This window comes from Flavobacterium ammoniigenes, assembly GCF_020886055.1.
Classification (GTDB): domain Bacteria; phylum Bacteroidota; class Bacteroidia; order Flavobacteriales; family Flavobacteriaceae; genus Flavobacterium; species Flavobacterium ammoniigenes.
On record NZ_AP025184.1, the window covers coordinates 241,597 to 267,564 of the forward strand.

The window sequence follows — 25,968 nt, forward strand, 5'->3', positions numbered from 1 at the left end:
TTTCTTTTGGCTTAAATACACTATTTTTTTCAACTTAACTCCCAACATTGCCCCGGTGATTAGGAAAAAGTTATGATTCTCAGACTATTATTTATAGGTTATATCGATACACCCATCTGAAGATCGTCTGACATGTATATCAATTTCGTCTAAATTGCGTTGATCCATGTAAGTCTCTACTTCTTTAATACAACTATATGCACCACCCATGCCACAAATATGACATTTCCCATCAGGCTTCAACACAAAACTGTTTAGCGAATTGTCAAATGGAACTATAGATACAAAATTTGAGAATTTATTTTCAGGATTTTTGTCAATACTAATTATTACTTCATATTTAATTACACTAGGTTCTCTAGTTAATAGATTTAAAGAGTTTACTGCAGCATCAACTTGATTAATTAAACGCCTGGTAAAAGGTGAGGCTTGAGCATACTCTTTTTCTGAAGTAGAATAATAGATAGAATTTGAAGGTACTGTTTTTTTGTTGGTTGTAACAGTATCATTAATTTGAGAGTCGTTTTTATCACATGAGATTAATAAAATTAAAATCATTGATAGACTTGATAATCTACTAATTTTTTTCATTTGATTTGAGATTTAATGACTATTAATCTTAATGGTATTCGCAATATTGTTAGGGCTATTACAATATTACGTTTCTAAATTCATTACCGTTTATTCTTAATAGTAATTGGTTAATGAATTAAAATTATAAAAAAAATACAGACAAAAATAAAGCCCAACAATAAATGTTGGGCTTTTATAATTTTATTCTATCTAATCTCTAGTCTTCCATCATATCAATATGACGATCGTGATACCCTAACAAGTATAAAACACCATCCAATCCCAAACTTGAAATTGAGGTCGCTGCATTCTCTTTTACTGTTGGTTTGGCATGGAAAGCAATTCCTAAACCGGCTAAATTTAACATCGGTAAATCATTGGCACCATCACCCACAGCAATCGTTTGATTAATGTGTATGCCTTCTTTTTGGGCAATTGCTTGCAGGTATTCGGCTTTCTTTTGTCCATCGACAATTTCGCCCAAGTATTTACCCGTTAATTTACCGTCTTTGATTTCCAATTGATTAGCATGTACATAATCGATTCCCAACTCCTTTTGTAAATATTCTCCAAAATAAGTAAACCCTCCCGATAAAATAGCTGTTTTGTAACCATAGTATTTCAAGGCTCTCATCAAACGATGCGCTCCTTTGGTGATTGGTAAATTGATAGCCACATTATGCAAGACTTCTTCGCTCAAACCTTCTAACAACGCCATGCGTTTTTTGAAGCTTTCTTTAAAGTCGATTTCTCCATTCATAGCTGATTCGGTAATCGCACGAACTTGCTCTCCTACCCCAGCTAAATCGGCTAATTCATCAATTACTTCAGTTTGAATCAAAGTCGAATCCATATCAAAACACACCAAACGGCGGTTTCTGCGGTACATATTGTCCTCTTGAAATGAAATATCCACATTCAATGTTCTTGATATTTCCATAAAACTAGCGGTCATAGCAGTTTTGTCTTCAATGATACCGGTAACTGATAATTGAACACAAGAACGCGGATACTCCTCTTTCTCCACTACCGAAGTTCGTCCCGTTAAACGAATAATAGAATCAATATTCAAATGTTGGTCTGACATGATTTTGGTTACCGCAGCCAATTGAATTGCTGTTAGCTCTTCCCCCAAAATATTGATAATATAGCGTTGTTTGATTTGTGCTTTAACCCAAGTTTCATAATCGGGAATTGAAATCGGAATAAACTTTACTTTAATTCCTAATTCATACCCTTTAAAAAGTAAATCTTTTAAAACTGGTCCTGAAGAGGAACCCGCTTTTATTTGGAATAAAATTCCTAACGAAAGCGTGTCGTGAATATCGGCTTGACCAATATCTAAAATAACGGCATCATAGTTTGCTAAAATAGAGGTCAAACCCGCAGTTACACCCGGTTTATCTTGACCAGAAACTTTCAACAAAATAATCTCTTTATCTGCTATTGCCATTTGTAGTGTTGTGAGTTAGAAACACAAAAATCGACATTCTATCGCTTATAAAAAAGAATAATCTTGTTTTTTTATAGTCAGCAGAATAGTTCCAATTGTACATAAAAAAACCTGTTCTACTATTAAGAACAGGTTTTTACCATTATTTAAAAATATAAAATAGTATTTAATTCTTTAGTTTATCATAATCCATAAACAAAATATTCCAACGATGTCCATCTAAATCAGAAAAGCCACAACCATACATCCAACCCTGATTTTCAGCTGGTTTTGCAAATAGCACACCTCCAGCTTCCTCGACTTTCTGAGCCAATTCTTCTACTTCATTTCTACTTTCAGCATCAATGGAAATTAACATTTCAGCATGCAATTGAGTATCCACAATTGCATTTTGTACAAAAGTGGCAAACATCGACCTTTCAAAAAGCATCACTACAAAATTCTTTTCACCCACTAACATGCAAGCCGAATGCTCATTGCAGTATTCTTCATTGAATGAAAATCCAATATTGATAAAGAATTTTTTAGACTTTTCAACATTATTTACAGGAAGATTTAACCAAATTTGTTTAGTCATACTCACTTATCTATGATGCAATTTCCAAACGCTTCAATAAATTTTTATTCAAGGTTTCTTTAGCATAATCAACATCAATCGCTAATTTTTTATCCTCAGAGCTTGGCAATTCATACATAGCATCTGTTAAAATCGCTTCGCATAACGAACGTAATCCACGAGCGCCTAATTTATATTCCAAAGCCTTTTCAACAATAAAATCTAAAGCGCCATCTGTAATTGTAAATTCGACCTCATCCATCAAAAACAATTTAGCATATTGCTTTATTAAGGCATTTTTCGGTTGGGTCAAAATAGCACGCAAAGTTTCCTTATCCAATGGATCCATATGTGTTAATACGGGTAAACGACCAATAATTTCAGGAATCAATCCAAAATCTTTAATGTCTTTTGGGATGATATACTGAAGCAAATTGTCTTTGTCAATATTGTCCACATTTTTTGAAGTACTGTACCCCACTGCCTGACGGTTCAACCGTTTCGAAATGATACGTTCCACCCCGTCAAAAGCACCTCCTGCAATAAACAGAATGTTTTGAGTATTCACCTCCACAAATTTTTGATCCGGATGTTTACGACCTCCTTTTGGCGGCACATTTACTACCGTACCTTCTAATAACTTCAACAAAGCTTGTTGTACTCCTTCTCCTGAAACATCTCGGGTAATCGATGGATTATCACTTTTGCGAGCAATTTTATCAATTTCGTCAATGAATACAATACCTCTTTCGGCTTTAGCCACATCGTAATCAGCAGCTTGAAGTAAACGCGTTAAGATACTTTCTACATCTTCCCCCACATAACCTGCTTCGGTAAGTACTGTTGCATCAACGATAGCCAAAGGAACGTCTAACATTTTAGCGATCGTTTTAGCAACCAATGTTTTTCCCGTTCCGGTTTGCCCCACCATAATGATGTTACTTTTCTCAATCTCTACCTCATCGTCTAATTGCTGTTGCATCAAACGTTTGTAGTGGTTATACACCGCTACCGACATGACTTTTTTAGTTTGGTCTTGACCAATCACATACTGATCTAAAAAAGCTCTGATCTCTTTTGGTTTTTTAAGAATTAAATCTCCTACCAATTTGGAACTTCCGTTAGATTGTATTTCTTCTAAAACAATTCCGTGGGCTTGTTCGATACATTTATCACAAATATGTGCATCAATACCCGCAATCAATAAATTGGTTTCCGGTTTTTTTCTCCCGCAAAAAGAACATTCTAATACTTGTTTTGCCATTTATTTTAAGTTGCAAAGTCACAAAGCTATAAAGTTGCAAAGTCCTACAAAATGGAACTTTGCAACTTTATCCTTTGAAACAATTTATTATCCCCTAACTAATACCTCATCAATCATTCCGTAGGCTTTTGCTTCTTCAGCAATCATCCAATAATCGCGTTCGCTATCAGCATGTACCTTATCAAAAGTTTGTCCTGAATGGTGAGAAATGATGTTGTACAATTCGTCTTTCAATTTCAACATCTCACGCAAATTGATTTCCATATCAGTCGCTACTCCTTGAGCACCTCCTGAAGGTTGGTGTATCATCACTCTTGAATGCGGTAAAGCCGAACGTTTTCCAGCAGCTCCAGCACATAACAACACCGCTCCCATAGAAGCTGCCATTCCTGTACAAATGGTTGCTACATCAGGCTTGATATATTGCATGGTGTCGTAAATTCCTAATCCTGCATATACGCTTCCTCCTGGTGAATTCAAATAAATTTGAATGTCTTTAGACGCATCGGCACTTTCTAAGAATAGTAATTGGGCTTGAACAATATTTGCAATTTGATCATCAATTCCAGTTCCCAAGAAGATGATTCTATCCATCATTAATCGTGAAAAAACATCCAATTGAGAAATATTCAATTGACGTTCTTCGATAATATATGGTGTCATATTTTTTGGTGTCATTGCCCCAACGATTTTATCGTAATACATGGCATTTACTCCTTGGTGCTTTGTAGCAAATTTTTTAAATTCTTTACCGTAGTTCATTTTTAATAAGTTTAGATTTTTGAATATCCTGGAATGAATCCAGAATAAAAGAGCGTCAAAAAAATATTCTTTTGACGCTCAAATATACTTAAATTTTTAGAAATTATTCTCCGTATGAAGCAGCAATAAATTCTTCGTAAGTAACTTCTTTTGTAGTTGGGTTTGCTTTTTCTTTGAATACTTCCAATAATTTAGCCGCCACCACTTGATCTGACAAACGTTTTACCTCTTCTTGGTTTGATAACACTCGGGCTACAATTCCTTGAACCTCCTCATCTGTAGGATTAGTTTGTCCAAATTGTGCCATTTGTTGTCTGATTGCATTAGATGTAAATGATTTCAGGTCTTCAAAAGTGATTTGAATATTACTTTGTGCCAAAGCTCTACCTTCGATCAATTGGAAACGCAATCCTTTTTCAGAACGAGCATATTCTACTTCAGCTTCTTCAGCTGTTAATTGTTTCTCTCCAACAGTTTGCAACCATTTTTTCAAGAATTCAGCTGGCAAATCGAATTTGGTGTTTTCAATTAAAAACTCCGTTACATCACCTAATAATTTTTGGTCTGCCTGTTGCGCAAATTGGCTTTCAGCATCTTCTTTAATTTTAGCTTTCAATTCGGCTAAAGTAGCAACGCTTCCTTCTCCGAATAATTTATCGAACAATTCTTGGTTCAATTCAGCCAATTCAGTTGAGTTGATTGACTCAATAGTAAAGTCAACATCTACTGCCAAAGAGTGTACCTCATCGTGTCCTACTTTAAGGTAGTCCATTAATTGGTGATCATCCTCAAACAATCCTTTTGTATTAACAGTTACAACATCACCCACTTGTTTTCCAATGAATTTTTTAGCTGTCTTTTTATCTTTGAAAACATCTAAAGCCAAAACGGTTTTATTGTTGATTCCTTTTTCTTCATTTGAAAAAGTTCCTGTTACATCACATCCTTCAGCTACCACTTCTTGAGGAATTGCTTTACCAAATTGTTTTTGGATACGTGCCACTTGACCGTCAATTAATTTGTCGTCTGCTTTGACTACGTATTTGATGATATTGTTTTTTGCTTCTAGGTCCAATTCGAAATTAGGCACTAACCCAATTTCATATTCGAACACCAATTCTTCAGCATCCCAATCTAAATTTTCATTTTCTTTAGCCAATGGTGTTCCCAAAAGATTCAAACGCTCTGATTGAATAAAACGCTCTAAAGCCAAATCAACTACTTTTTTTACCTCTTCCTTTTTGATTCCTTTTCCGTATTGTTTTTCAACAAGATCTTTTGGCACTTGTCCTTTTCTAAATCCTTTTACGGTAGCCAAAGGCATTTTTTCATTGATTCTTTTTGCTACTTGTCCTTTGTAATCCATATGAACCACAGTCATGACAATCGTTTCATTTACAGCATCTATAGCTACTCTTTTGATATCCATCTTGTTCTTTAATTTACATAATAAAATTGGGTTGCAAAATTATAAAAATTTTACAACCCAAACAAGTTTTAATGCAATCAATACATTAGGTTAAAAACAACCTAATAATCCTTATTTTTTTGAACCTCCAGTTATTTTGTACATAATGGATTGGGAAAGAGATAAAATAATACTAAATAAGGTAGCTGTCCAAAACGAATCTACTTGAAAGCCTCCTACAATCTTGGTACACGCCAGGATTAATATGCCATTAATTACAATCAAAAATAAACCTAAAGTAAAAATGGTAAAAGGCAGTGTAAAAAACACCAATACGGGTTTAATGAACGCATTCAATAATCCTAAAACTACCGCTACAGTTAAGGCCGTAACCACTCCATCTACTCGAACGCCTTTCATAAAATAAGACAAGACGATTACCAAAATAGTGGTAACTAAAATTCTAATAAACAACTTCATAATTCTATTAATTTAAATAAGACAAACTCAATTGATAAAACAAGGCTGGATTTTCGGCATGAAGCCAATGACCGGCATTTGGAATAGTTTCAATTCTAGCATTAGGAAATTGTTCTTTAATTGCCGGAACATCCGTATCCAAAATATAATCGGAATTGCCGCCACGGATAAAAAGTGTTGGTTTTTCAAAACTTAACTCTAATGGCAGAGGTACTCCAATTTCGGTAATTTTTGTATTGAAAACTGCTAAATTAAATCGGAAGGCCAATTGACCCGGTTCTTGCCAATACAAACTTTTCAATAAAAACTGTCGGGTACCAAAATCTGGAATATATTTCGAAAGTATTGCTTCGACTTCAATTCGACTTGGTTTTAAAGTAAAATCAACAGCATTCAAACCTGCCAAAATATCTTGATGATGGGGTGCATAGTATTTAGGACCAATATCGGCCACAATTAATTTGTCTACTAATTCTGGATAGCGTGCTGCTAACAGCATGGCCGTTTTTCCACCCATTGAGTGACCAATGATATTGATGTTGTTCAACTGATTATCTTTACAATACTGAACAATGTCTTGTACCATTAGTTTGTAACTAAATTCGTCCGAGTGAAAGCTGCGCCCGTGGTTGCGCAAATCCAAAATATGGACTTCAAAACCTTCGGAAGCAAATTGTACTCCCAATGTTTTCCAATTGTCTGACATTCCTAAAAATCCATGAAGAATTAAAAGTGGTTTGCCCGAACCTTCTATTTTTGAATATAACATACTATTTTATTTTGAGCTGCGTGAGGGATAGAGGCGATATCCTCGTAGTGCAACGGAGAGATAAAGCCGAAAGCCCGACCCGAAGGGACACGCCCAAATTATTTTAATTTTTGCAAATACATATTAACGACATTGTCTAAACCTAAATACAACGCTTCGGAAATCAATGCGTGGCCAATAGAAACCTCTAATAAGCCTGGAATATTTTGTTTGAAAAACTGAACATTGTCCAAACTTAGATCGTGACCTGCGTTGATTCCTAAGCCTAATTCGTTAGCTAAAACTGCAGACGCGACATAGGGCTCAATGCCTTTTTCATTGCCTAAACCGTACTGGTGTGCAAAGGCTTCGGTATACAATTCGATGCGATCTGTTCCTGTTTTTTTGGCGCCTTCGATCATTTCAACAATGGGATCTACAAAAATAGAAGTGCGAATGCCATTGCGTTGAAATTCCTGAATCATCTCTGTTAAATACGATTGGTTTTTTACTGTGTCCCAACCTGCCGAAGAGGTAATAGCACCAATGGCATCTGGAACTAAAGTGACTTGGTCTGGTTGACATTCTAACACCAAATCAATGAAATTATGTTGCGGATTGCCTTCAATATTGTATTCGGTTGAAACAATAGATTTCAAGTCGCGTGCATCTTGATAGCGAATGTGGCGTTCGTCTGGACGCGGATGAATAGTGATGCCTTGTGCACCAAATCTTTGAATATCGGCAGCGACTTTCAATAGATCAGGCACATTTCCACCACGGGCATTTCGTAAAGTTGCTATTTTGTTGATATTTACGCTTAACTTTGTCATACAACTGGAATTGGTTTAAATACACTATTTTTGCGGAGACAAAAATACAAAGTAAAAGGTAGGAGTTTTTGCCTTTTTTTGATTATTTTGCATAAACTATCGAGAATTGATTTTATGACAGTAATTACAGACTACATTAACAACGACTATAGAGCCCTGGATAGCCAAGAAACAATTCTTGCTGCACAGGACTTTTTTATGGACGCTTCGTATTCTCATTTTCCGGTTTTGGATGCGGGAGTATACATTGGTAGTATTGTAGCTGATGATTTGGAAACTTTTGATACTGACAAAAAAGTAGGTGATTACAAATATACTTTGGAACCGTTTTTTGTAAGACCCAATATGATCTGGCTGGATGTTTTAGAAGTTTTTGGCAAAAATCATTCGGATATTGTTCCTGTTTTAGATGAAAACAACCATTATGTTGGCTATTATGAATTAGCCGATGTTATGAAATTTTTTAACGAAACGTCATTCATTAAAGAAGCAGGAGGCATCATTATTGTAAAAAAAGCGCTGATTGACTACTCCATGAGCCAGATTACCCAAATTGTAGAAAGCAATAATGGAAAATTATTAGGCCTTTTTGTATCTGATTCAGATAATGAAACGATAGAAATTACAATAAAAGTAACTTTAGGTGTTATAAATGACATTATCCAAACTTTCAGACGCTACAATTATGAAATTATATCCGAACACAATGAAGATAATTACATCAACAACTTGAAAGAACGTTCTGACTATTTAGACAAATACCTGAATATTTAACTTCAAGTTATACCTATAGAAAATGAAAATAGCCATCTACGGACAATATTATCTCAACAGTACCGAACCGATTATAAAAGACATTTTTGTTTTTTTTAAAAAGAATAATATTGAACTCATTATTGAATCGGTATTTCTTGACATGTTGTACGAGAAAAATATTATTCACGAAACCTACCCCACTTTCTCTTCTCATACCGAATTAGATTCTAGTTTTGATATGGTAATCAGTATTGGTGGCGACGGAACTATTTTGCGAGCCGCTACTTTGGTTCGCAATTCTGGAGTCCCTATTTTGGGAATCAATGCTGGGCGATTAGGATTTTTGGCAACGGTTCAAAAAGAAAAAATTGATTCATTTTTGCAATTTGTCATTGATAAAAAATACAGTATCTCAAAAAGAACTTTACTAAGTTTGGATTGTTCTCCTGAAAATGAAGCGATCCAAGAGATTAATTTTGCCATGAACGAAATCACCGTGAGTAGAAAAGATACAACTTCGATGATTACGATAGAAACTTATTTGAACGACGAATTTTTAAATTCGTATTGGGCAGACGGATTAATTATTTCCACTCCAACGGGTTCAACGGGTTACTCTATGAGTTGTGGCGGTCCTATTTTAACTCCAGAGGTAAAAAGCATAGTAATTACTCCAATTGCACCTCATAATTTAAACGCACGTCCTCTTGTTATTCCGGATAATACCGAAATCAAACTACGAGTTACTGGCCGAGAAGATCAATATTTGGTATCGCTCGATTCCCGAGTAACCACAGTAAAAAACGAATCCATTTTGATTATCAAAAAAAATCCTTTCGAAATCAATATGATCGAAATCCCAGAAGAAACTTTTTTAAAAACTTTGCGTAACAAATTATTGTGGGGAGAAGATAAAAGAAATTAATTCCCGTTTATACGATTTGAATCTGATTTTCGTTTCTACTTAGTTTAGAGTTTCTGAAATTTGAACTTTCCATTCAGTAAACGCACCTTTATACATTATATGAACTCATAGTCCTATATTTGTGACCCATTTTTATTTCAATGACTAAAATCAATATTGCTTTAATCTGTTTATTATTCTTTACAGCAACTCAAGCTCAAATAAATGAGTTAGGCGTTTTTGTGGGAGGAAGTAACTTTATAGGAGATGTTGGTTCAACAACCTATGTTAATCCGAATAGTCCAGCAATAGGGTTAGTATACAAATGGAATAAAACCCCTCGACATTCTTGGCGATTTTCTTTTATTAAATCAAAACTAACAGCCAAAGATATCGAATCTAATGATCAGAAACGAATGGTGAGAAAGTATGAATTTGACAATGCTATAACTGAACTTTCTGGTGGTATCGAATTCAATTTTTTTGATTTTAATATCTTCAATCCATTAGAAAGAAAAATAACTCCTTATGTCTATACTGGTCTAAGTCTAAGCTTTTATGATAGTTTATTTTTCAAATATGGAAGGTCAGAATTTGATTCAAAACAAAAAACTCTTGGATTACCATTAATTTTAGGTGTAAAATCCAATTTAACTTCTAATTTTGTGGTCGGTTTAGAAGTAGGTAGCCGATTTACTTTTGCTGACGACTTAGATGGTAGTCTTCCAAAAAATAGTAATGGAATTCCTTTTGGAAATTTCAACAATAAGGATTGGTATGTATTTTCAGGTTTGACGTTAACCTATACGTTTGGCAACAAACCATGTTTTTGCGCAGAATAAAATGGATATAATAAAAAATATAGATATAAATAAACTCCCAAAACACCTTGCCATTATTATGGATGGGAATGGCCGTTGGGCAAAACAACGCGGTTTATTACGCGCATTAGGTCACGAAAGCGGTACTAAATCGGTAAAAAAAATTATCGAAGCTTGTGCTAAATTGGGCATTGAAAATTTAACTCTATATGCATTTTCAACCGAAAATTGGAACCGGCCACAATTAGAAGTTGAAGCTTTAATGCGAGTTTTAGTTAATTCGCTTAAGAAAGAACTACCCACTTTAGAACGGAACAATATCAAAATGAATGCAATTGGTAATTTAAACCAATTGCCAAAAGTCGCTCAAAAAGAATTACAAGAAGTAATTGATAAAACAGCTAAAAACACCAAACTTACCTTAACATTAGCATTAAGTTACGGATCAAGAGAGGAAATTGTGCGAGCAGTGAAAAATATTAGTGATAAAGTTAAAAATAATATAATTTCAATAGACACTATTGACGATTCCATTATAAATGAGCATCTTTACACCCAAAATTTACCAGAGGTAGATTTATTAATACGAACTAGTGGAGAACATAGAATCAGTAATTTTTTGCTATGGCAAATAGCTTATGCAGAATTATATTTTACTGATATATTATGGCCTGACTTTAAAGAAGAAGATTTATATGAGGCTATCCTTAGTTATCAAAAAAGAGAACGTAGATTTGGAAAAACAAGCGAACAAATTAAATAATTTATTAGTGTTACAAAAAAGCATACGATTAGCAATTTGCTTACTAATATTCGGAAGTATTTTCCAGGCAAAAGCACAAGATAGAGTACCATTTGATCAAGGAAAAAAATATTTCCTAGCAGATGTTAATGTAGTTGGTAAAATCACTTTCAACACACAAACGGTAGTGACGTTTACAGGACTTCAAAAGGGAAATGAAATTACTATCCCTGGAGAAGAGATTAGTAGCGCAATTAAAAAATTAGGCAAATTAGGCTTATTCAATGAAATTTCGTTCTACGTTAATAAAGTAGAAAATGACAGTATTTACCTTGATTTGCATTTAGAAGAATTACCTAAACTAAACAAGGTTAGATTTGTAGGGATAAAGAAAAATAAAACGGAAGCTTTGATCAAAGACAATGGCCTAACCGAAAATAAAGTAGTGAACGAAAACTTAATTACTACCACTAAAAACTATATCGAAAACAAATACAAAAAAGACGGTTATTTTAACACTAAAGTAAATATTAATACCGTAGTTGATACCACAACAATTAACCAAGTTAATATGTTGGTTTCAATCGACAAAGGCACCAAAGTGAAAATTGATAAAATTGACTTTGTTGGTAATGTTAAACTATCTGACAAATCGTTGCGAAAAGCAATGAAAGATACCAAACAGAAAAAAATTACTCGTTTATTTAAGGCGTCCAAATTTATCAAAGACAAATACAAATCTGATTTAGATAAAGTAATTGATGCGTATAAAGAAAAAGGGTTTAGAGATGCTAGAATCGTATCGGATACTGTAAGTTATGATAAATCAAAGAATGCTTTAGCGGTATCCATTAAAGTTGAAGAAGGTAATAAATACTATTTCGGAAACATTAAATTCTTAGGTAATACGGTTTATCCAGACCAAGGATTAAGCAGAGTTTTAGGGCTAAAAAAAGGGGATGTATATAACGGTGTTTTATTAGAAAAACGAATTGCTGATAAATCTAAACCAGACGGTGAAGACATCACAAACTTATATCAGAACAATGGATATTTATTTTCAAGCATCAATGCTGTTGAAGTAAAAACGGCTAATGATACAATTGATTTTGAAATTCGCGTTACCGAAGGACCTATAGCTTACTTTAACAAAATTACTGTCGTTGGAAATGACAAAACCAATGACCAAGTAATTTACCGTGAGTTGAGAACCAAACCAGGTGAAAAATACAGTAAAGAAGAATTGGTAAGAACTATAAGAGAAATTGGACAACTTGGTTTCTTTGATCCAGAAACTATTGATCCTAAATTTAAAAATGTGGATTCCAGTGCAGGAACTGTGGACATTGAATATAATCTTGCCGAAAAGGGAGCTAGTCAAATAGAACTTCAAGGTGGTTATGGCGGAGGTGGTTTCATTGGAACACTTGGTCTGTCATTTAATAACTTTTCTGCTCGAAATATATTTAATAAAGAGGCTTACAAACCGTTGCCAATGGGAGATGGACAAAAAGTATCTTTACGATTACAAGCAAGTACCTATTTTAAAACCTACAGTGCATCGTTTTCAGAACCTTGGTTTGGCGGAAAAAAACCGGTTCAATTCAGTACTTCTGTTTCATTTAGCGAACAATATTTAAACAATTTTGTGACTTATAAGGTAGATAAATCAAAAAGTTTCAGCATCCTAACCCTTTCTGTTGGTATAGCAAAAAGATTAACGGTACCAGATGATTATTTTGTTTTATCCCAATCATTAAGTTACCAACATTATGCATTAAACAACTACAATACTGGCTTGTTTACTTTTGGAAATGGAACATCAAGAAACTTATCTTATACAGTTGGTTTAACAAGAAGCAATAAAGGGGTTAACCCAATATTCCCAACCTATGGTTCTGAATTTAGTGTATCGGCAAAATTAACCCCACCCTATTCTTTGTTTAGCAAAACAAATTATGCAACCCTTGGCGACCTAGAAGCATTCAAATACCGACATGTAGGCACCACTTATGCTGGAACAGACGGAATATTGGTGAATGAAGGAGATCTAGTTGAAGCAATCCCAAGTGCAGCAAATCCAACTCCTAACCGAGTTACAAATATCCAAGAAGCAGCCGCAGATCCATCTAAAGTAGATCAGGAAAAATTCAAATGGTTAGAATATTACAAAATCAAATTCAAAGCCGATTGGTACACCAAAATATACGGAAAATTAGTATTGCGTAGTTTGTCTGAATTTGGATTTATGGGAGCTTACAATCAAAACCGCGGATCTGTTCCTTTCGAAAGATTCTATTTAGGTGGAGATGGAATGGCTAATTTTGCAATGGATGGTAGAGAAACAATTCAATTAAGAGGTTATCCAAACAACTCTCTTACACCAATTAATAATGCAGGAGAACAATTGGGAGCAACTATCTATAATAAATTTTCATTAGAAATGAGATATCCAATTACATTGAAAGCATCAGCATCTATTTACGCATTAGCATTTTTAGAGGCTGGTTCATCCTATGAATCTTTCAAAAGCTATAATCCATTTGCATTAAATCGTTCTGCCGGTGTTGGATTAAGAGTTTTCATGCCTGCTTTCGGATTATTAGGAATTGATTTTGCTAAAGGTTTTGATGCATTACCTGGACAAACAGCTCCTAATGGATGGGAAACCCATTTTATCATTGGACAGCAGTTCTAGGACTTGAATTCATTTCCAAAAACAACAAAAGTTATGAGAAAACAATTATTATTTCTATTTTTAACGATTATTGGAACAGGAACAATTCAAGGGCAAATTAAAAGCACTAAGATTGGTTATATTGATATGGAATACATTTTACAAAATGTTTCCAATTATAAAGAAGCTCAAAACCAATTAGAACAAAAAGCACAAAAGTGGCAACAAGAAATTGAAGAAAAAAAGAAGGAAATTAACAAACTTTCTGAATCGTTAAAGACAGAAAAACCTTTGTTAACCAAAGAACTAATAGAAGAAAGAGAAACTGAAATCAAGTTTTTAGAGAAAGAGTTAATTGAGTTTCAACAAAATAGATTTGGTGCCAATGGAGCATTGATTCAACAAAAATTAGTATTAACCAAACCCATCCAGGATCAGGTTTTTACAACGGTTCAAGATATTGCTGAGGCCAAACAATTTGATTTTATATTTGATAAATCATCAGACTTGACAATGTTATTTGCCGCCAAACGATTTGATATTAGTGACCAAGTATTGCGTGTATTAAATAGAGCGGAAAAGAGAGAACAACTCACTAAAAAACAACAAAAAGAATTAGAAGAGAAAGAAAAAAAAGAAGATGCTCTTAATGAAAATCCAGGTGTTTTAGAACGAGAAAAAGCATTGGAAGAGAAAAAAGCAGCTCGGGAAAAAATAATTGCAGAAAGAAAGTTGCAACAGGAAGTAAAGAAAAAAGAATTTGAAGAGCAAAGAAAAAAGGTAGCCGAAGAAAAAGCAGCTAAAAAAAGTACTCCCCCTACAACAAATAACAAGAGTGAAGAAAAAGTTAGTATCACTAATAAGGCGCAAGAAAAACTGGAAGCTGCGGAATTAGTGAGAAAAAAACAAGCGGAAGATAAAGCCAAAATTCTTGAAGAACGTAAAAAAATAATCGAGGAAAAAAGAAAGGCTGCCGAAGACAAAAGAAACAAAATAATAGAAGAAAGAGCTGCGGCTAAAAAAGCTGCCGAAGAAAAATTAAAAACAAATACAAACAATAATTAATATTAAACACCTTTAAACAATGAAACAAATCAAGACTTTAGTTATCGCTGCAATAGTATTCTTAGGAGCAAACCAAATTTCAGCACAAACAAAAACGGCTCACGTAGATGTAAATGAAATCATGGCTAAAATGCCTGCTATGTTAGATGCTCAAAAACAATTAGAAAAATTAAGCACTACCTACGATGCCGATTACAAAAAAATGGTAGAAGAGTACCAAGCAAAACTAAAAAAATATGAAGCTGAAGCAGCTACTGTAACTGAAGCAGTAAACGGAGAACGTTCTAAAGAAGTACAAGACATGCAAAAAAGAATTGTAGACTTTAGAGATAACGCTCAAAAAGAGTTACAACAAAAAGAATCAGATATTGTAAAACCATTAATGGAAAAAGTAAGAGCTTCAATCCAAAAAGTTGGAAAAGCTAAAGGTTTCCAATATGTTTTGGATGGATCTTCTCTTTTATTAGCCGATGGTACTAACCTAACAGTTGATGTGAAAAAAGATTTAGGATTTTAATCTTAAACTCTTAAAAATATAAACGGCTCTTTCTATATGAAAGAGCCGTTTTTTTATACACCAATATATTTGTAGGAATTTAAATTTGTAGTTGGTAACTTTGTTTCTATGGAGAATAACCAACCTATAGGAATTTTCGACTCTGGCATTGGAGGTACTTCCATTTGGCAAGAAATACATCAATTACTTCCCAATGAGAAAACCATCTACCTTGCCGATAGTAAAAATGCTCCCTACGGACAAAAATCAAAACAAGAAATAGTTGATTTGAGTATGAAAAATACCGATTTTCTACTCCAAATGAATTGTAAGTTAATTGTAGTAGCATGTAATACAGCTACTACAAATGCTATACAGGAATTAAGAGCTAAATACACTGTCCCTTTTATTGGTATTGAACCTGCAATTAAACCTGCGGCTACGAATTCAAAGACACAAACTATTGGCATTCTAGCTACCAAAGGAACCCTCAATAGCGAATTGTTCCATAAAGCTACAGAAATGTATCAAGATACCAGAATTATTGAACAGGTGGGACATGGTTTGGTGCAACTTATCGAAGGAGGACAAATCAATTCTATAGAAATGGAACAATTGCTTCACTCCTATTTGCAACCCATGATTGAGGCAAATATTGATTATTTAGTATTAGGTTGTAGCCATTATCCTTATTTGATCCCACAAATAAAAAAAATGCTGCCTGATCACATTCAAATTATCGATTCTGGACAAGCTGTTGCAAGACAAACCCAAAAAATACTGCAAGAAAAGGTAGGCGTTTCATACATAAAAAACCCAAAACCTGTTTTTTATTCAAATACAGATACGTCAGTATTAAATGCTATTTTAGAAAATAAATATACCTCAGAACAAATCAATTTTTAAAGAAACTATTCTTCTTTGAACCAATTAGAATACATTACATAGTTATTGGATATACGCTCAATTTCCCCAGCAAAATCAGATTGATTAATGTCTTTTACTTTTTTAGCAGGTACACCTGCCCAAATGGTCCCAGACTCCACTACAGTGTTTTGAGTAATTACAGAACCGGCTGCAACTATTGAATTACTTTCGATAACACAATTATCCATTACGATCGCTCCCATTCCAATTAAGACATTATCTTTAATAGTACAACCATGAACGATAGCATTATGTCCAATGGAAACATTATTTCCAATAATAGTAGGGTGTTTTTGATAGGTACAATGAATAATCGCTCCATCTTGGATATTTACTTTATTTCCAATTGCAATAAAATGCACATCTCCCCGAATAACTGCATTGAACCAAACGCTACAAGAATGACCAAAAGTAACATCCCCAACAATGGTAGCATTTTCAGCAACATAACAATCTTCTGGAATTACAGGAGACCTCCCGTTAACTGATTTGATTAGCATAGAATATAAATAATAATAAATTTATAGTGTGGTTCCAATATAGTATTCTTGTTTACAATTAAAATTGAAACCTAAAGTAATTTGATGATAGGCCCCTTGATCAAATAATACCGGTCCTGAAACTTTGGAATAGGTATATGCAACCATAAATTGTTTGTATGTTACTCCAAAAAAAGGAGTTAAATATTGCAATTTCTGACTCGAAATACCGGCCCCATTTAAATATTGCGCACCTTCAAAACTACGTCGATAGGAAAGTCCACCCCAAATCGTTCCTTCTCCTAAGGCGAATTGTTTTTGGGCTTTAATATTTAAATCAACTAATTTTTCTTTAGTAGCATCAATCATTTGAAACAAAATCGAAGGCTCCCAAAGGATCGTTTGTTTGTCACCAAAAGCATGACCTGTACTGAAAATATAACGACGCAAATTAGCACTCTCAAAATCACTATATAATGATCTGTTTACTTCTAATGCACCTAAAACAGTTGCATGAACATAAAAATTCAAAAAATTATAAGATGCTCCAAAATCAACATTGTAATACGAACTTTTTTGAACCAGTCCACTATTCAAAGGGTCAAAATCAATAAATGTAGTCTCGTCTAATTGACTTTGAATATATCCAGCACTCATCCCAAAAGACAATTGATTCAAATCGATATCGTCCCTAGAAAACATAAGATGATGGGCATAGGTTAATTTAACTCCCTTTTGAGAATGATATCCATTTTTATCATTAAACAAAATAATTCCTGCTCCCGATTTTTCATCAAGGCGCATATTATAACTAGCGGTTTGCAATTCTGGCGCATCCTCTTGACCAAACCATTGCTTGCGACCCGTTATTCTTAATTTGTCACAATTAGAAGCGCCGGCCATAGAAGGATGTAATAAATAATAATTATCCGTTAAATAATCAGAATATACAGGAATCCCTTCTTGTGCAATAGAAGTAAATTGAATCAATAAAACAAAAAGTAATAATCTTAATTTATTGTGCACACTTTGATGTATTTAGTTTTTTAAACTAACGTTAATACTATGATAGTATTGTATTTAATTATCAAATATAGCGATTCAAAGAAAATAACTTTAGTAAATTTGCAAAAAAATAAAACTCATGACAAAAGTGACCATAAAAGAAACACAAAACCCAAGTATATTAAAATTTGAATTCCCTGATTTTATTACTCAAAATGAAAATTTCGAATTTAAAAATATCGACGAAGCTGGAGCATCTCCATTGGCACAACAACTTTTTTATCTGCCGTTTGTAAAAACAGTATATATATCAGGTAATTTTATTGCTATTGAACGTTTCAGTATTGTTGAATGGGATGATGTAAAAGAAGCCGTTGCAGAGCAAATAGAAAAATTTGTGAACGATGGTGGGATTATCATTAAACAAGATGAAAACAAAGCTAAAAAACAACCCATAACCGTTTACGGAGAAACCACACCCAATCCTTCAGCTTTAAAATTTGTAGTAAGCAAGATGCTAACTCGTTCAGCTGTCGAATTTAAAAATATTGACCAAACGGCTTCTGCTCCTTTGGCAAAAGAGTTATTCAAATTTCCATTTGTGAAGGAAATTTTTATTGACGAAAACTATATTTCGGTTACCAAATATGACATTAATAACTGGGATGAAATCACATTGGAACTCAGAAGTTTTATAAAACAGTTTATTGAAAATGGCGGAACGGTTTTAGAAGAAAATTTTGTGCAAGAAACATTGGTTGAGGAAACTAAAAAAACAGAAGAATTTGATAATTTAGATAGTACATCTCAAAAAATAATCAACATATTAGAAGAGTATGTAAAACCAGCCGTAGCTGCCGATGGTGGAAATATTGCTTTTGAATCGTTTGACGAAGAAAATAAAGTGGTAAAAGTAATTCTTCAAGGGGCCTGTAGCGGATGCCCTTCGTCTACATTTACATTAAAAAGCGGCATTGAAGGCTTACTTAAATCAATGCTAAATGATGATACAATAGTTGTCGAAGCGGCCAACGCCTAATGACACCAAACGAAAAGCGTTTCCTTCTTGAAACGCTTTTTTTAGCAACAAAAAAATGAACGAGCTCCATTTAGAAACCAGTCCTTACTTATTACAACATGCCAATAATCCAGTTCATTGGAAAGCTTGGAATAGTACCTCATTGGCTGCTGCCAAAGAAAAAAACCAGCTTATCATTATCAGTATTGGCTACTCGGCTTGTCATTGGTGTCATGTAATGGAGCATGAAAGTTTCGAAAACGAAGCCGTTGCAGCTGTTATGAATGCTCATTTTGTCAATATCAAAGTAGACCGGGAAGAACGTCCTGATATAGATGCAGTGTACATGAAGGCAGTGCAGATTATGACCGGTCATGGAGGTTGGCCTCTAAATGTAGTCGCTTTACCTGATGGGAGACCAGTTTGGGGAGGCACCTATTTTAGAAAAGAAGAATGGACTGACACCTTAGAGCAATTGCAAAAAATGTATCAATTGGCTCCAGAAAAAATGGTAGAATATGCTGAAAAATTACATCAAGGAATTGAAGCTATTTCTATAATTCAAAAAGAGGGTCAAGAAAACTCAAATCAACAACTATTAGTAGAAAACTTAGTAGCCAAGTGGAAAAAAAGTTTTGATTGGGAATTTGGTGGAATGGCTAGAGCACCCAAATTTATGATGCCCAACAATTATCATTTTTTACTACGATATGCGCATCAAAATCAAGATAACGAATTGTTAGAATTTGTTAACCTCACATTGACTAAAATGGCATATGGTGGAGTTTTTGACACGGTAGATGGGGGATTTTCTCGCTACTCTGTCGACATTAAATGGCACGTTCCTCACTTTGAGAAAATGCTATATGATAACGGACAGTTAATTTCACTATACAGCGACGCCTATAAATTGACCAAAAATCCTTTATATAAAAAAATCATTGAGAAATCATTAAACTTTGTAAACAAAGAGTGGAAAACAGCAGAAGGAAGTTTCTATTCGGCTTTGGATGCTGATAGTTTAAATGAAAAAGGACATCTTGAAGAAGGCGCATTTTATGTTTGGAAAATCAATCAATTAAAGGAGTTAATAAAGGAAGATTTCGAACTGTTTGCACAGGTATTTAATATCAATTCTTTTGGTTTATGGGAAGAAGAAAATTATGTCTTAATTCAGAATCAAAGCCTTGAAATGATTGCCGAACTAAACCATCTTTCTTTAACTGAATTAGCAACCAAAAAGAAAAATTGGGAACAACTCCTCTATACCGAAAGAGAAAAACGAACTAAACCAAGATTGGACGATAAATGCCTTACTTCTTGGAATGCCATCATGCTAAAAGGATTTGTAGATGCCTATAAAGCTTTGGGTGATCAAGAATACATAAATTCTGCTATAGCAAATGCTAACTTTATAATCAAAAAACTGTGGTCTCAAGAAGGTAATTTATTTCACAGTTATAAGAATGATACAAGTTCTATTAATGGTTATTTAGAGGATTATTGCTTTGTAATTGCTGCTTTTATTGCCTTATATGAAGTGACACTTGAAGAAAAATGGCTTCATGATGCAAAACAACTTACCGATTATACTTTAGAACATTTTTATGATGTTAAACAAGCGTTTTTTAGATTTACTTCGGATAAAGATGACGCATTAATTAGTGTGCATTATGAAACAGAAGACAACGTAATTCCTGCTTCAAATTCGGTTATGGCTAAAAATTTGAACCAACTCGGCATCTATTTTAATAACTCGTATTATGAAAAAATTAGCCAACAAATGCTAGCTATTCTTTTACCAAATATTGATTATCCATCAGCCTATTCCAATTGGCTGGATCTGTCTCTGACACTATCTGAGCAAAATAGAGAATTGGCTATTTGTGGTCCTGATGCTACGGAAATGAATACGGTTATAACTGGATTGTATTTGCCAAACGTAATTGTTGCTGGTACAAAAAAATCCTCTCAGTTGCCTTTCTTAAAAGATCGATTTACATCGGAAAAAAACCTCTTTTACGTTTGTCAAAATAAAACATGTCAATTACCTGTCGAAGATTTTCAAGAGATGATTACTCAACTTTCTTGGAAGTCGTAATCATAAAATCTTTTAAATAATACGGCTCAAAATAAGCGACGTCTACAAAATTAGATTGTTGAAATTTAGCAAAACTTATGGCACACATCTCTTTGGCAGAAGGGTATTTGATTTCTTTTAAGAAAACAAAATTAGGTTTTACTAAAACAGATTGGCATTTTTCGGCACAATCACCAACGAAATAGACAGTCTCAGAAATAGTTTCAAAAGATGCTTCGGTGATAATCTCTGCTTGGATTTCACGTTGTTTTTCCAATTTAAAATTAAAAATAGCACTGTAGACTTCCATTCTTCGTGCATCGAGCATTGGAACTATGAATCCTTCTTTAACTTTTGCTTGAGAGGCTAAAATTTGCAAAGTATCAACTGCTATCAAAGGTAGATTCAAAGCAAAACACAAACCCTTGGCTGCTGAAACTCCAATACGCAATCCAGTATAGGAACCTGGTCCTTGACTCACTGCAATTGCTGTAAGATCTTGAAAAGTGATTCCAGCTTCTTGTATGATTTCCTCAATAAAAACATGTAATCTTTCAGCGTGAGAATAGCCTTCTTCAGCAATTTCTTTACAAAGAATAATTTTTCCTTCTTGAGCTAAGGCTACCGAACAATTTTTAGTAGCCGTTTCAATATTTAAAATATAATTCAAGCTAATTACTTCTTCTCTGATTTTACTTTTACTTTATCTCCAGAATTTAAATCCTTGGAAACGGTTGTGTATGGACCTGTAATAATTACATCACCCTTTTTAAGACCTGTTAGAACTTCAATATTGGTATCATCTTGAATTCCAGTTTTGATGATGCGAATTTTAGCTTTATTACCTACTTTAACAAATACACATTCAAATTTTTTATCACTTTTCGGAGCTGATTTTTCTGCTTCTGGATCGTCTACTTTAATTTCCTTTACCGCTGCGGTATCCGATTTTACAACAACAGCACTAATTGGCACTGCTAAAACATTCTTTTTAGTCTTAGTAATAATATCTACAGTAGCAGTCATTCCTGGTCTAAATGGAGAATATGTAGATGGCTTGCCGTTTAATAAATCTAGATACGATTCTTTCAAGATTCGTACTTTAACTTTAAAGTTAGTAACTTGATCTGCAGTTAAAGCAGAACTTGCAGAGTTAGCGATACTGGTAACAACACCTCTAAATTCCTTTTTCAAATAGGCATCAACTTCAACTTTAGCCTCATCTCCTACTTTGATTTTAACAATGTCATTTTCATTAACATCAACTTCCACTTCCATATTGTTCAAATTGGCTACTCTTAAAATCTCTGTACCAGCCATTTGTTGGGTTCCCAATACGCGTTCCCCTAATTCTACATTAAGTACAGAAACTGTTCCGTCTGCTGGAGCATAAATAACTGTTCTTCCCAAATTGTCTTTCGCTTCAATTACGGATGCAGAGGCACTTTTAACATTGTAATACGCTGATTCTTTAGATGACTTAGCTACTTCAAAAGCAGCAATCGATTTATCCCAATCTGCTTTAGAAATGATTCCTTTTTGGAATAATATACGGTTTCTTTCGTAGCTTGCTTTTGCTTCATTAAAACTAGCATCTGCTTGTTGTAAGCCCGATTTAGTTCCGGATAAATTAGCTTGAGCCCTATTCAAACCTGAAGTATATAAATCTGGATTAATCTTAACTAATAAGTCTCCTTTATTAACTACTTGCCCTTCTTTAATTGGCAATTCAATAATTTCACCTGAAACCATGGAAGCAATTTTTACTTCAATTTCAGGTTGAATTTTTCCAGTGGCAGAAACAGTTTCGATAATTGTTGATGCATCAACATTAACAGTTTCAATTTCTTTTCCTTCGTCTTTATTACCTATTGCGCCTGTTTTAGACAAAACGATTAATAATGTAATTAAAGCTACTGCTGAACCGAGCAGGATGTATATGGTCTTTTTTGACATGATAAATTAGTTTTTAATGATTGGAATTCCAAAATAGAATTCAAGAATTTTGATTTTAAAAATAGAGTCGTATTTTGTTCTAAGTACTTCCGATTGAGCATTCACTAATAAGGTTTGCGCTTGGTTGTAATCAAAAGAGTTCATCAACCCTACGGCATATTTTTCTTTGGCATAATTGTATGCTTCTTGACGCGCTTCCAATGTAGAAATAGCAGATTCATTAGCATTCAATGCTCCTTTGGCATCTGTAAATGCAGCATAAACCGTTCGCTGCAAGTCTAAGTTTTGTTGTTCTAAAGCAATTTTTGATTTTTCTAAATTAACTTTCGAACGTTCCACATTGTTTTTAACAGAAAAACCATTAAAAACAGGAATTGATAATTGTGCTCCGAAAGATTGCCCTTTATTATCGCTAAACTGAGTCCAAAAAGGATTTGCCGGTTTTGTCACTAGTGTACCCCCTGAAATAGTGGCTACATCTGCATATGAAATTCTGGTATTAAATCCGTAAAAACCTTGAATAGTAGGCTGTAAAGCTCCTTTTGCTATGGCAAGATTTTGTTGAGCAATTTCTAGATTAGTTTGAGCAATCTTAAGATCTGTTCGAGATTCTTTTGCTTTTTCAACAATAGCATTTGGAGACTGAGTTAAAACAGCTATTTCATCAGTAACTCTTATTGAATCAATTACATCAAAATTTTCAAACTCTTTTATTTGTAATAGCTGAGCCAAACTCAATTTAGAAATTAGTAAGGCATTTTCTGCAGCAACCACATTTTGTCGGTTTAAAGCCAAATTTGCTTTGATGTCTAATACATCTCCTCTTGGGATTGATCCTGCATTAACTAATTCTATGGAACGATTCAATTGTTTGTCATTAATTGCCAACTGCTCCTGTTGTACTTTTAAATTCTCTTTATTAAAAAGTACTTGCAAAAAAGCATTGGCTACATTCAAAGCAATATCTTCTTGCATTTTAAGTAATTGATATTTAGAGGCAATTAAAGCTAAATTAGCTCTTCGCAAATTGTTTTGGTTTTGTAGGCCCTTATAAATATCAATTCCTACATTGGCTCCAGAAGAAGTAAATTGAGTGGTTTGATTTCTTAATAAACCTGTGGTAATATCTTGATTCAAACCAATATTCCAAGAATGGTTTGTAGTAAGGTTAATTGAAGGAAGAAAATTGCCTAGAGCACTTTTTTTATCTACAGAAGCGATCTGAGTATCTAATTCTGATTGCTTGATCGAGATATTGTTTTCTAAAGCATAGTTTACGCACTCTTCCAGCGTCCACTTTTTAGATTGTGCTTGAATTGACAATCCAAAAAAGAGGATTACAATCAAACTGAAATAACTATTTTTTTTCATATTCTTTGAATGAATGTTCAGTAAAGATACTATACAAATTTACATTTTCTAGTTAAGAATTACAGTAGAAGCTGTAATTATTTTAGCAATTAAAAACTATTAGACAGCTTAGCATCTGATTTGTTACAATTACGATTGAAAATATACTACTTTTAGTATTTTTGTACAAATTCATATCCAATGCAACGTATTAGCATTATTCTTTTTTTTCTAGGTTTTCTATCCATAGCCGTTAACTGTTCTTCGCCAGCTAAAATTAACAACTTCAAGCCTGAGCTTGACGATGCTATTCCATTAGCCTACGACAATAGTCCTTCTTATATTCATCTACCCATTGCAATTCAATTAAAAGATATTGAAAATAAAACCAATCATTCCCTAAACGGTTTACTATATAAAGACACGATTATTGAGGATGATAATATCGAAATTAAAGTTTGGAAAATTGCTCCAATTCGCTTCGAAAATAGTACAAGCCCAATAGATAATGGAAAAATAAAAACTACTTTACCATTAAAAGTGACTATAAAATACCGAGTTGGCACTGCGAAATTGGGAGTAAGTTTATATAACACAAAAGAATTCGACTTAAATGGAATTGTTACTTTGGTAAGTGATGTTGATTTATCAAATTGGAAATTATCAACTAAAACAAAATTTGAATCTGTTGAATGGACTGAGAGTCCTACTATGAAACTTTTAGGAAAAAATATTCCAGTAACCTTCCTCATCAATTCAAGTCTTCCTCTTTTTAAAACTAAAATAGAAAGAAAAATAGACGAGGCGATTTCCAAATATATGGATTTCAAGCCCAATGTTTTGTATGCCCTTGAAAAAATAAGCATGCCTTTTCAGATGAGTCAAGACTATGAAAGTTGGCTCCGACTAACCCCTATAGAAATCTATAGTACCAATGCAAAATTAGTAGCCGAATCCATTCAAATAAATATGGGAATAAAATGTATAATAGAAACGTTAATCGGGAATAAACCTCAAACTAAATTTAACCCCAGTGCCATTGTTATTAAAGCAGTAAATACTATTCCAAATGCAATAAGTGCTAATATTACTGCTGTCTCCACCTACCAGGATGCATCAGTTGTCGTTACAAAAAACTTTGCCGGGCAAGAATTTATCTTTGGTAAAAAGAAAATTAAAGTCCAAAACGTAACTATTTGGCATAAAAAAGGAAAAATTATTTTTGGTTTAGACCTAACAGGAAGTGTGAATGGATCTATTTATTTGTCTGGAGTACCACACTATAATGAAACTAGTCAGGAGATTTATTTTGACCAAATGGATTATGCTCTGGAAACCGAAAATAAACTTCTTAAAACCGCAAACTGGTTAGCCCAAGGTATTATTCTTAAAAAAATTGAAGCCAATTGTAAGTATTCAATTCGTAAAAATTTAGAAGAAGGCAAGAAAAATATTGAAGGTTATTTGAAAAATTATTCTCCATTATCTGGCGTTTATGTAAACGGAAATATTGGAAATATTCAATTGAAAAAAATGCAATTAACAAACCAAGCAATCTTGGCTTATTTGAAAATTGATGGGGAAGTAAAAATTAGAGTTGACGGCTTAAAATAAA

The 25,968-nt window shown here is 33.7% G+C and carries 25 protein-coding genes; 11 read left to right on the forward strand and 14 right to left on the reverse strand.

Annotated features, from left to right (window positions below; translation table 11 throughout):
- Nucleotides 1-87 precede the first annotated feature (87 nt).
- From LPC21_RS01060 to LPC21_RS01100, 9 genes are all read right to left on the reverse strand, one after another.
- Entirely contained in the window at nt 88-591 is a 504-nt protein-coding gene (locus LPC21_RS01060) for a hypothetical protein (RefSeq protein WP_229317566.1), read from the reverse strand.
- A gap of 199 nt (nt 592-790) precedes the next feature.
- Nucleotides 791-2,026, reverse strand: a complete 1,236-nt coding sequence (serB, locus tag LPC21_RS01065) for a phosphoserine phosphatase SerB (protein WP_229317568.1) — start codon at nt 2,024-2,026, stop codon at nt 791-793.
- A 166-nt stretch (nt 2,027-2,192) separates the two neighbouring features.
- Nucleotides 2,193-2,603, reverse strand: coding sequence for a VOC family protein (locus tag LPC21_RS01070; protein ID WP_229317570.1), 411 nt, complete (start codon nt 2,601-2,603; stop codon nt 2,193-2,195).
- A gap of 10 nt (nt 2,604-2,613) precedes the next feature.
- On the reverse strand, nt 2,614-3,846 hold the full coding sequence (gene clpX, locus LPC21_RS01075; RefSeq protein ID WP_229317572.1) for an ATP-dependent Clp protease ATP-binding subunit ClpX: 1,233 nt from the start codon (nt 3,844-3,846) through the stop codon (nt 2,614-2,616).
- A gap of 87 nt (nt 3,847-3,933) precedes the next feature.
- Entirely contained in the window at nt 3,934-4,608 is a 675-nt protein-coding gene (clpP, locus tag LPC21_RS01080; RefSeq protein WP_229317573.1) for an ATP-dependent Clp endopeptidase proteolytic subunit ClpP, read from the reverse strand.
- 103 nt (nt 4,609-4,711) lie between these two features.
- Nucleotides 4,712-6,037: a trigger factor gene (locus LPC21_RS01085; protein WP_229317574.1), complete on the reverse strand. Its 1,326-nt coding sequence runs from the start codon at nt 6,035-6,037 to the stop codon at nt 4,712-4,714.
- A 111-nt stretch (nt 6,038-6,148) separates the two neighbouring features.
- Nucleotides 6,149-6,496 (reverse strand): phage holin family protein, encoded by a 348-nt coding sequence (locus LPC21_RS01090; protein ID WP_229317575.1) that lies wholly within the window; start codon nt 6,494-6,496, stop codon nt 6,149-6,151.
- Nucleotides 6,497-6,503: 7 nt separating this feature from the next.
- Nucleotides 6,504-7,265 carry an alpha/beta fold hydrolase gene (locus LPC21_RS01095; RefSeq protein WP_229317576.1) on the reverse strand — a complete coding sequence of 254 codons (762 nt, stop codon included), beginning with the start codon at nt 7,263-7,265 and terminating at the stop codon, nt 6,504-6,506.
- Between the two features lie 98 nt (nt 7,266-7,363).
- A complete protein-coding gene (locus LPC21_RS01100) occupies nt 7,364-8,077 on the reverse strand; it encodes a pyridoxine 5'-phosphate synthase (RefSeq protein WP_229317578.1) in 714 nt (237 codons plus the stop codon).
- A gap of 114 nt (nt 8,078-8,191) precedes the next feature.
- Here LPC21_RS01100 and LPC21_RS01105 point away from each other — a divergent pair, with 114 nt between their 5' ends.
- From LPC21_RS01105 to murI, 8 genes are all read left to right on the forward strand, one after another.
- Nucleotides 8,192-8,851 carry a CBS domain-containing protein gene (locus LPC21_RS01105; RefSeq protein WP_229317582.1) on the forward strand — a complete coding sequence of 220 codons (660 nt, stop codon included), beginning with the start codon at nt 8,192-8,194 and terminating at the stop codon, nt 8,849-8,851.
- A 22-nt stretch (nt 8,852-8,873) separates the two neighbouring features.
- Nucleotides 8,874-9,758 carry an NAD kinase gene (locus tag LPC21_RS01110; RefSeq protein ID WP_229317583.1) on the forward strand — a complete coding sequence of 295 codons (885 nt, stop codon included), beginning with the start codon at nt 8,874-8,876 and terminating at the stop codon, nt 9,756-9,758.
- A gap of 140 nt (nt 9,759-9,898) precedes the next feature.
- Entirely contained in the window at nt 9,899-10,579 is a 681-nt protein-coding gene (gene porG / locus LPC21_RS01115; protein ID WP_229317584.1) for a type IX secretion system protein PorG, read from the forward strand.
- Nucleotide 10,580: 1 nt separating this feature from the next.
- Nucleotides 10,581-11,321 (forward strand): isoprenyl transferase, encoded by a 741-nt coding sequence (locus LPC21_RS01120; protein WP_229317585.1) that lies wholly within the window; start codon nt 10,581-10,583, stop codon nt 11,319-11,321.
- Entirely contained in the window at nt 11,254-13,998 is a 2,745-nt protein-coding gene (locus LPC21_RS01125) for a BamA/OMP85 family outer membrane protein (protein ID WP_229317586.1), read from the forward strand. Before LPC21_RS01120 ends, LPC21_RS01125 begins: the two co-directional genes overlap by 68 nt.
- Before the next feature lie 33 nt (nt 13,999-14,031).
- Nucleotides 14,032-15,042, forward strand: a complete 1,011-nt coding sequence (locus LPC21_RS01130; RefSeq protein ID WP_229317587.1) for an OmpH/Skp family outer membrane protein — start codon at nt 14,032-14,034, stop codon at nt 15,040-15,042.
- Between the two features lie 19 nt (nt 15,043-15,061).
- A complete protein-coding gene (locus LPC21_RS01135) occupies nt 15,062-15,559 on the forward strand; it encodes an OmpH/Skp family outer membrane protein (protein ID WP_229317589.1) in 498 nt (165 codons plus the stop codon).
- A gap of 108 nt (nt 15,560-15,667) precedes the next feature.
- Nucleotides 15,668-16,444 carry a glutamate racemase gene (gene murI / locus LPC21_RS01140; RefSeq protein ID WP_229317590.1) on the forward strand — a complete coding sequence of 259 codons (777 nt, stop codon included), beginning with the start codon at nt 15,668-15,670 and terminating at the stop codon, nt 16,442-16,444.
- Between the two features lie 5 nt (nt 16,445-16,449).
- On the opposite strand, the gene LPC21_RS01145 is transcribed toward murI, so the two are convergent.
- Both LPC21_RS01145 and LPC21_RS01150 read right to left on the reverse strand, forming a co-directional pair.
- A complete protein-coding gene (locus LPC21_RS01145; protein ID WP_229317591.1) occupies nt 16,450-16,965 on the reverse strand; it encodes a gamma carbonic anhydrase family protein in 516 nt (171 codons plus the stop codon).
- A gap of 21 nt (nt 16,966-16,986) precedes the next feature.
- Entirely contained in the window at nt 16,987-17,970 is a 984-nt protein-coding gene (locus LPC21_RS01150; protein WP_229317592.1) for a PorP/SprF family type IX secretion system membrane protein, read from the reverse strand.
- Between the two features lie 118 nt (nt 17,971-18,088).
- Here LPC21_RS01150 and LPC21_RS01155 point away from each other — a divergent pair, with 118 nt between their 5' ends.
- On the forward strand, nt 18,089-18,988 hold the full coding sequence (locus LPC21_RS01155; protein WP_229317593.1) for a NifU family protein: 900 nt from the start codon (nt 18,089-18,091) through the stop codon (nt 18,986-18,988).
- Nucleotides 18,989-19,043: 55 nt separating this feature from the next.
- Nucleotides 19,044-21,068 carry a thioredoxin domain-containing protein gene (locus LPC21_RS01160; RefSeq protein WP_229317595.1) on the forward strand — a complete coding sequence of 675 codons (2,025 nt, stop codon included), beginning with the start codon at nt 19,044-19,046 and terminating at the stop codon, nt 21,066-21,068.
- Here the strand turns inward: LPC21_RS01160 and tsaB are convergent.
- Genes tsaB through LPC21_RS01175 form a run of 3 tightly spaced genes read right to left on the reverse strand, consistent with a single transcriptional unit; the run spans nt 21,043 to nt 24,374 of the window.
- Nucleotides 21,043-21,717, reverse strand: a complete 675-nt coding sequence (gene tsaB, locus LPC21_RS01165) for a tRNA (adenosine(37)-N6)-threonylcarbamoyltransferase complex dimerization subunit type 1 TsaB (RefSeq protein ID WP_229317597.1) — start codon at nt 21,715-21,717, stop codon at nt 21,043-21,045. The genes LPC21_RS01160 and tsaB overlap by 26 nt on opposite strands.
- Nucleotides 21,718-21,722: 5 nt before the next feature.
- Nucleotides 21,723-23,003: an efflux RND transporter periplasmic adaptor subunit gene (locus LPC21_RS01170; RefSeq protein ID WP_229317598.1), complete on the reverse strand. Its 1,281-nt coding sequence runs from the start codon at nt 23,001-23,003 to the stop codon at nt 21,723-21,725.
- A gap of 6 nt (nt 23,004-23,009) precedes the next feature.
- Nucleotides 23,010-24,374 (reverse strand): TolC family protein, encoded by a 1,365-nt coding sequence (locus tag LPC21_RS01175; protein ID WP_229317599.1) that lies wholly within the window; start codon nt 24,372-24,374, stop codon nt 23,010-23,012.
- A 180-nt stretch (nt 24,375-24,554) separates the two neighbouring features.
- Here LPC21_RS01175 and LPC21_RS01180 point away from each other — a divergent pair, with 180 nt between their 5' ends.
- Nucleotides 24,555-25,967 (forward strand): DUF4403 family protein, encoded by a 1,413-nt coding sequence (locus tag LPC21_RS01180; RefSeq protein WP_229317601.1) that lies wholly within the window; start codon nt 24,555-24,557, stop codon nt 25,965-25,967.
- Nucleotide 25,968 lies beyond the last annotated feature (1 nt).